We start from the raw sequence: 6,515 nt of genomic DNA, 5'->3' as shown, positions 1-6,515 counted from the left end.
TCGTAGATTCATTTCCTGAACTATCTACGTACTCGACATCTATTGTGGAAGGATAGAAAACATCTAATTCAAAACTCCCATCACCTATATTTTGATTGAACTCGCGAGGTAGTCTTTCAAAAAAATCACATTCTTCATCTTGAGTTAACGTGTTATTACTATAAATAAAATCGCAGTTCAAAGATTCATAGTTAAAGCTTACCTCATATACATCAGCCGTTCCAGACGTATTGATAAAATCAATTTCTACCACGGCAGCCTCTTTTAAAATTGTTTCTGGAATATTTAAAAAAAGTTCATCACCTAGCTCTTCTCTTGAAATACTGACTTTATTAGAAAAATAGTTTTGTGAATTAAAATTGATGAAAAAGCCACCATCTACTAGCATAGTAAATTCTACATCTCCATTTGCATCTGTAACACCTTTACCTAAAATAAAATCTTCTTCAGCAGGTTGAAATTTTGTAAGCTCCTGTCCTAAGATAAAATCAAAGGTTCTATAAGTGGTCGCGTTTACCTCGAGATTAGAAATAGGATTTCCTGCAACATCTACTACTCTTGTTTTAAATAAAGCACGAACATCATCTTCTAATCTAGCCTCACAAGATATGAGCAGACAAGCTAAAATTAAGAATAACAGTTTTTTCATGTTCTGGTAGTTTACACTAAAGATGCATAAATGTGAAAAAGGTTGCTTGAAATAGCTAGAGAATTATTACTTATTTGTAATAACATCTGCCCCTAGAAATTGATCATTTTTATTATAGTACCATTTACGTACTTTAGGCATGTTAATACCTTTTACCTTTTTAATCTCAGAAAGTAAAATGTATTCTCCAGTATCCATTTTCATCTTACCACTAGCGTCTGTTTTATAAAATTGATAGACTTTCAATTCGTAGGATGTAGGATTAAAATAGAAAAACCACACATCACTTCCTACTGACTCTTCATAAGTGACCCTTAATACTAAATACTCTTTTCCTTTAAAAATTTTACGATCTACTTTATCAGTAATAATAGTACCTTTATCTTTTAATTTCATGGGCAAGCCATAGAGATAGGTATAGTAATTTTTCATGAAGATGGCTCTTTCCACATCTTTTTCATCAGTAATGATAACCTCTTCAGGTTTCCTCAAATCACTTTTGACTGCGCTACCTTTACCATTACTAACATAGTAACTCGTGTTAATACTATCCCTTATTGCACTGACTGAAAAATATTCATTAGGTACGTCTATTGTTATCTCACTTACTCGTTCCGGTTGATCTGGTGTGTTCATCGTCACCTCAAAACTGCCATTAAACTGTTCCCAGTTTCCATAAGGGTCATGATATTTGATCGCCTTTTGAAGAAGTTGATTTCCATTTAATTCTTGAGCTTGAATGTGGAAATGTGCTATAAACGATAATAGAAGAAAAGTATATTTCATAAGAACAGTGTATAGGCTAAAGATAATTGTATAAAATTAAATCTATGGAAACAAAAATCCCAATGGCACAAACCATCGGGATTAAAATAAATATTCAATATCCTAGTCTTAGTTCTTGTGCATGAATGCTTGTTTAGCGCGTAGTTCAGCTTCTGTCTCTACTATATCATCATCTGGCACGCAACAATCTACCGGACATACAGCAGCACATTGCGGCTCTTCATGAAAACCTACACATTCTGTACATTTATCTGGAGCGATATAATAAAACTCATCACTTATCGGTTCTTGGGTTTCATTTGCATCCACCTCTTTGCCAGATGGGAGAACGACTTGACCGTCAAGATCAGTTCCATCAGCATAACGCCAGTCATCTGCCGCTTCATAAATGGCCGTGTTAGGACATTCCGGCTCGCAGGCTCCACAATTAATACATTCGTCTGTTATGATGATTGCCATAGCTTTTCTTTACTTTTGCACAAAAATAGCATCTAGTGAAGACATTTTCAATAAATACTACGTTAAATGATCGTATTTCCGCTTTCGCGAAAGCGGGATCACAACTATCCTCTTTTCTTGAAGGGACATTAGATTCTAAAACCAGTAATGGTGACAACTGGAGCGATTACATCCAGCAACGACTAGATCTTGCTGGACATAAAAACTCTTGGTTTACTGAAGACACCCTAAATTTTGCACTGCACCAATGGGCAACTGCCTTGACTACAGAAAATTTACAAGAATGGGTAAAACCCTATCATTTAGAACACATTAAATCAAAAAACGTAGGTTTAATTACCGCAGGAAATTTACCTCTAGTAGGATTTCATGATGTTTTAAGCGTTATAATTACGGGACATCATGCCTTGATTAAAAATTCTTCTAATGACGATGTGTTGACACCTTTAGTTCTAGAGATGGCCTCATTCTTTTGTCCAGATTTATCAAATTCGTACTCGTTTGCTGATGGCAAGTTAGAAAATTATGATGCGGTCATTGCCACGGGAAGTAATAATACTGCTCGTTATTTTGAGCATTATTTTGGTAAAAAACCACATATTATACGCAAGAATCGCAATAGTATAGCTGTATTAACTGGTACAGAAACCTTAGAACAAATGCAAGCATTGAGCGATGATGTGTTCCTATATTTTGGTTTAGGATGTCGCAGTGTGAGCCATTTAAAAGTTCCCAAAGGTTACAACTTTGATCTATTTTTTAATGGCATGTTTGCAAAGAAAGAACTGATTCACCATGAAAAATATGTGAACAATTACGATTACAATAAAGCTGTTTACTTAATGAGTGAATTTGACTTACTCGATAATGAGTTTTTATTGATAAAGGAAGAGAGCGACAGCTACTCCTCGCCTATTGCCAGTTTAGGATACAGCTATTATGATTCTATAGATGATGTTGCCATGGAGATCAAAAACAATGCAGATCAATTGCAATGTGTCGTTGTAGAAGGTGATGCTGCCACTACTATAAATAATACTCTAGGTGATATAACTGCACCACAATTAGTAAATTATGGTAAAACACAAATGCCAGAATTAAATGACTATGCAGATGGAATAGATACCATTCAGTTTTTGTTGACATTATCTTAAAAACCTTATTGATTTCCTAACAGTATTTGAGTGTCTATTTTGCATTTTTGTAATTCACTTAAATGAAGAGCAAAATGTTGAAGCACAATTTTAGCGCAGGACCTTGTATCCTACCACAAGAAGTATTTAAAAAAGCAGCCGATGCTGTAATTGATTTCAACGATTTAAGCATTTTAGAAATATCCCACCGTAGCAAGGATTTTGTCGCGGTTATGGAAAAAGCACAAAGCCTAGCTCTAGAGCATTTAGGTCTTACAGATAAAGGTTATAAAGCCTTATTCTTAGGTGGTGGAGCTAGTATGCAATTTTTAATGGTAGCTTATAATTTATTAGAAAATAAAGCAGCCTATTTAAATACGGGAACCTGGTCTGCCAAGGCAATTAAAGAGGCAAAATTATTCGGTGAAGTTATAGAAGTAGCTTCTTCAAAAGCTGATAATTACAATCATATTCCTAAAGACTATACCGTACCTAGCGATGTAGATTACTTTCACTTTCAAACTAATAATACCATTTTTGGCACACAATTACAATCTACACCAGATGTATCTGTACCTTTGATTTGTGACATGAGCAGCGATATTTTCTCAAGACAACGCGATTTTGAAAAGTACGATTTAATCTATGCAGGTGCTCAAAAAAATATGGGACCAGCTGGTACTACACTTATCGTAGTGAAAGAAGATATTTTAGGTAAAGTATCTCGACAAATTCCTTCGATGCTCAGTTATCAAACACATATTTCAAAAGATTCCATGTTTAATACACCACCAGTATTTCCTATCTACGTAAGTATGCTAACTCTGGAATGGTTAAAGGAGTATGGTGGAATAGGCGCCATTGAAAAATTAAATAATCAAAAGGCTGACCTGATTTACAACGAGATAGATCGTAATCCTTTATTTAAAGGCTTTGTAATAAACAAAGAAGATCGATCTAAAATGAATGCTACATTTGTACTTGCTAACGATGCACATAGTAAGAAATTTGATTCATTATGGAAAGAAGCAGGAATAAACGGTCTTAACGGTCACAGATCTGTAGGAGGTTATAGAGCAAGTATGTACAATGCGCTATCTCTAGAAAGTGTTCAAACACTAGTAGATGTTATGCAACATTTAGAAAAGCAGGCCTAACTTATAAATATTCAAATAGCTATTTGAATTGTAATATTTAAATCAACATTTCTGCAATTACCATATTGCGCTCATAGGGATCTAATAAAAAATGAAAAAAATGAAAATACTAGCAAACGACGGTGTTTCTCAAAGCGGAATAGACAAATTAACCGCTGCTGGACATGAGGTCATCACAACTAACGTTGCTCAGGACCAGTTACAAGATTATATCAATAAAAATGAAATTGCCGTTTTACTAGTTAGATCTGCAACTACAGCACGCAAAGAACTTATTGACAACTGCCCTAGTCTTAAAATCATAGGTCGCGGTGGTGTTGGAATGGATAACATAGATGTAACTTATGCCAGAGAAAAAGGGTTGAAAGTGATTAACACTCCTGCCGCTAGTAGTTCTAGTGTGGCAGAGTTAGTTTTTGGTCATTTATATGGTGGCGTGCGTTTTTTATATGATGCAAACCGTAATATGCCGCTAGAAGGAGATAGCAACTTTAAAGGCCTAAAAAAGCAATATGCTAAAGGCTCTGAGTTGAGAGGTAAAACTATAGGAATTATAGGGATAGGACGCATAGGTCAAGAGGTTGCCAAAATAGCGGCTGGTGTAGGAATGAACGTTATAGCTCACGATAGTTTTGCAGATAAAGCACCTACAGTTTCATGGGATCTTTTTGACGGTCAAACGATTAACGTAGAAATCCCATTAGTAAGTAAAGAAGATCTTCTTAAAAAATCTGACTTTGTAACTATTCATGTTCCAGCTCAAAAAGACTATGTCATAGGAGAAACAGAACTAGCAATGATGAAAAAGGGCGCAGCGATCGTAAACGCTGCTCGTGGTGGTGTTCTTGATGAAGTTGCATTAGTAAATGCATTAGAATCAGAGCATATTTCATTTGCTGCTTTAGACGTATTTGAAAAAGAACCACAACCAGAAATTGTATTACTTATGAATTCTAAACTTTCATTAAGCCCGCATATAGGAGCGGCAACTAATGAAGCTCAAGATAGAATAGGAACTGAACTAGCAGATCAAATTATTGAGATACTAGGCTAAAAAATTCAGCCATTATAATTATCATATAAAAGCCACATCTCTATAGCGATGTGGCTTTTTTGATTTCCTTAACTTCAAAATACTTGTATATACAATATTTTTGTGTACATGAAAACAGTACTACATAAATCAGATTCAAGAGGTCATGCAAATCATGGCTGGTTAAATAGTTATCATACTTTTAGTTTTGCAGGGTATCACAATCCTGAAAGAATGAGCTTTGGCGTTTTACGTGTTTTAAATGATGATACCGTCGCTGGCGCAATGGGTTTTGGAGCTCATCCTCATGCAAATATGGAAATCATAAGTATACCATTATCAGGAGATTTAGAACATCAGGACAGTACTGGTAGAAAAGCGATCATTAAAAATGGAGATATACAAGTGATGAGCGCTGGTACTGGTATAACTCATAGTGAGAAAAATGCATCACAGAATGAAGAAGTAAAATTTCTTCAAATTTGGGTGATTCCTAACAAACAAAATGTTGAGCCTCGATACGACCAGATCACATTAGATCCTGCCAGTAGAAAAAATCAATTAGAACAAGTAGTATCTCCTTCACCAGATGACGCTGGAGTATGGATACATCAAGACGCTTGGTTCCATTTAGGAATTATCGATAAAGATATAAGCATTCCATACACAGTAAAAAAACAAGGTAATGGCGTTTACATCTTTGTTATAAACGGTTCCTTTAAAATAGGCGAGCAATTATTAGAAAAGCGTGATGGACTAGGAATTTGGGATACAAGCTCATTTAACTTCACGGCTTTAGAAGAGGATTCAGAGATCCTCGTGATGGAAGTACCATTGAGTTAAAGAGTATTTTGTCGATGAAAACTACGCTTTCGCGAAAGCGAAATAAAATGAATTTCTTTTTTTAAAGCGATAGTAAATTATTGTAAATTGAACTTCATTTTAAAAATCTATTCATGTCTTCTATACTCGACTTATTAAATTCTGACATAGGGAAAACCCTAATCCAAGGTGCATCTCAAAAAACTGGTCAGTCATCAGATAAAACTGCAAATGTTTTATCTCAAGCTATGCCACTTATTTTAGGTGCTATGCAACGTAACGCCTCTTCTCCTGAAGGTGCGCAATCTTTGAATAATGCATTAAATGATCCACGTCATAGTGGTGGTGGCGTTATTGATATGCTAGGAGGAATTTTTGGCGATGGCGCAGGAAGTCCTGAGCAACTTGAACAAGAAGGTGCTGGCATCTTAGGTCATGTGCTAGGTAGTAAACAACCTCATGTAGAAAATGCACTA

8 protein-coding genes are annotated in these 6,515 nt (G+C 35.3%); 5 read left to right on the top strand and 3 right to left on the bottom strand.

The features are described 5' to 3' along the window. From A9Q93_RS06570 to A9Q93_RS06560, 3 genes are all read right to left on the bottom strand, one after another. Nucleotides 1–649 (bottom strand): hypothetical protein (locus A9Q93_RS06570; RefSeq protein ID WP_303686583.1); only part of this gene is annotated, 649 nt, incomplete at its 3' end. A gap of 66 nt (nt 650–715) precedes the next feature. Next, entirely contained in the window at nt 716–1,435 is a 720-nt protein-coding gene (locus A9Q93_RS06565) for a DUF6503 family protein (RefSeq protein WP_303686582.1), read from the bottom strand. Between the two features lie 108 nt (nt 1,436–1,543). Continuing rightward, nucleotides 1,544–1,894 carry a 4Fe-4S dicluster domain-containing protein gene (locus A9Q93_RS06560; protein WP_303686581.1) on the bottom strand — a complete coding sequence of 117 codons (351 nt, stop codon included), beginning with the start codon at nt 1,892–1,894 and terminating at the stop codon, nt 1,544–1,546. A 35-nt stretch (nt 1,895–1,929) separates the two neighbouring features. Between A9Q93_RS06560 and A9Q93_RS06555 the strand changes: the two genes are divergently transcribed. From A9Q93_RS06555 to A9Q93_RS06535, 5 genes are all read left to right on the top strand, one after another. Beyond that, nucleotides 1,930–3,048: an acyl-CoA reductase gene (locus A9Q93_RS06555; RefSeq protein ID WP_303686580.1), complete on the top strand. Its 1,119-nt coding sequence runs from the start codon at nt 1,930–1,932 to the stop codon at nt 3,046–3,048. Nucleotides 3,049–3,122: 74 nt separating this feature from the next. Beyond that, on the top strand, nt 3,123–4,184 hold the full coding sequence (gene serC, locus A9Q93_RS06550; protein ID WP_303686584.1) for a 3-phosphoserine/phosphohydroxythreonine transaminase: 1,062 nt from the start codon (nt 3,123–3,125) through the stop codon (nt 4,182–4,184). Nucleotides 4,185–4,284: 100 nt separating this feature from the next. Beyond that, nucleotides 4,285–5,238 carry an NAD(P)-dependent oxidoreductase gene (locus tag A9Q93_RS06545; RefSeq protein ID WP_303686579.1) on the top strand — a complete coding sequence of 318 codons (954 nt, stop codon included), beginning with the start codon at nt 4,285–4,287 and terminating at the stop codon, nt 5,236–5,238. Between the two features lie 108 nt (nt 5,239–5,346). Beyond that, nucleotides 5,347–6,060 (top strand): pirin family protein, encoded by a 714-nt coding sequence (locus A9Q93_RS06540; RefSeq protein WP_303686578.1) that lies wholly within the window; start codon nt 5,347–5,349, stop codon nt 6,058–6,060. Nucleotides 6,061–6,173: 113 nt separating this feature from the next. Continuing rightward, nucleotides 6,174–6,515, top strand: a 342-nt coding sequence (locus tag A9Q93_RS06535; protein ID WP_303686577.1) for a DUF937 domain-containing protein, incomplete at its 3' end; no start/stop codon positions are given.

This window comes from Nonlabens dokdonensis, assembly GCF_002162835.1.
Taxonomy (GTDB): domain Bacteria; phylum Bacteroidota; class Bacteroidia; order Flavobacteriales; family Flavobacteriaceae; genus Nonlabens; species Nonlabens dokdonensis_B.
This window is presented reverse-complemented; position numbering and strand designations above follow the sequence as displayed.

Coding starts and splice junctions, on each gene's coding strand:
- A9Q93_RS06565 (WP_303686582.1), bottom strand. CDS start 1,435: ATGAAATATACTTTTCTTCTATTATCGTTTATAGCACATTTCCACATT.
- A9Q93_RS06560 (WP_303686581.1), bottom strand. CDS start 1,894: ATGGCAATCATCATAACAGACGAATGTATTAATTGTGGAGCCTGCGAG.
- serC (WP_303686584.1), top strand. CDS start 3,123: ATGTTGAAGCACAATTTTAGCGCAGGACCTTGTATCCTACCACAAGAA.
- A9Q93_RS06545 (WP_303686579.1), top strand. CDS start 4,285: ATGAAAATACTAGCAAACGACGGTGTTTCTCAAAGCGGAATAGACAAA.
- A9Q93_RS06540 (WP_303686578.1), top strand. CDS start 5,347: ATGAAAACAGTACTACATAAATCAGATTCAAGAGGTCATGCAAATCAT.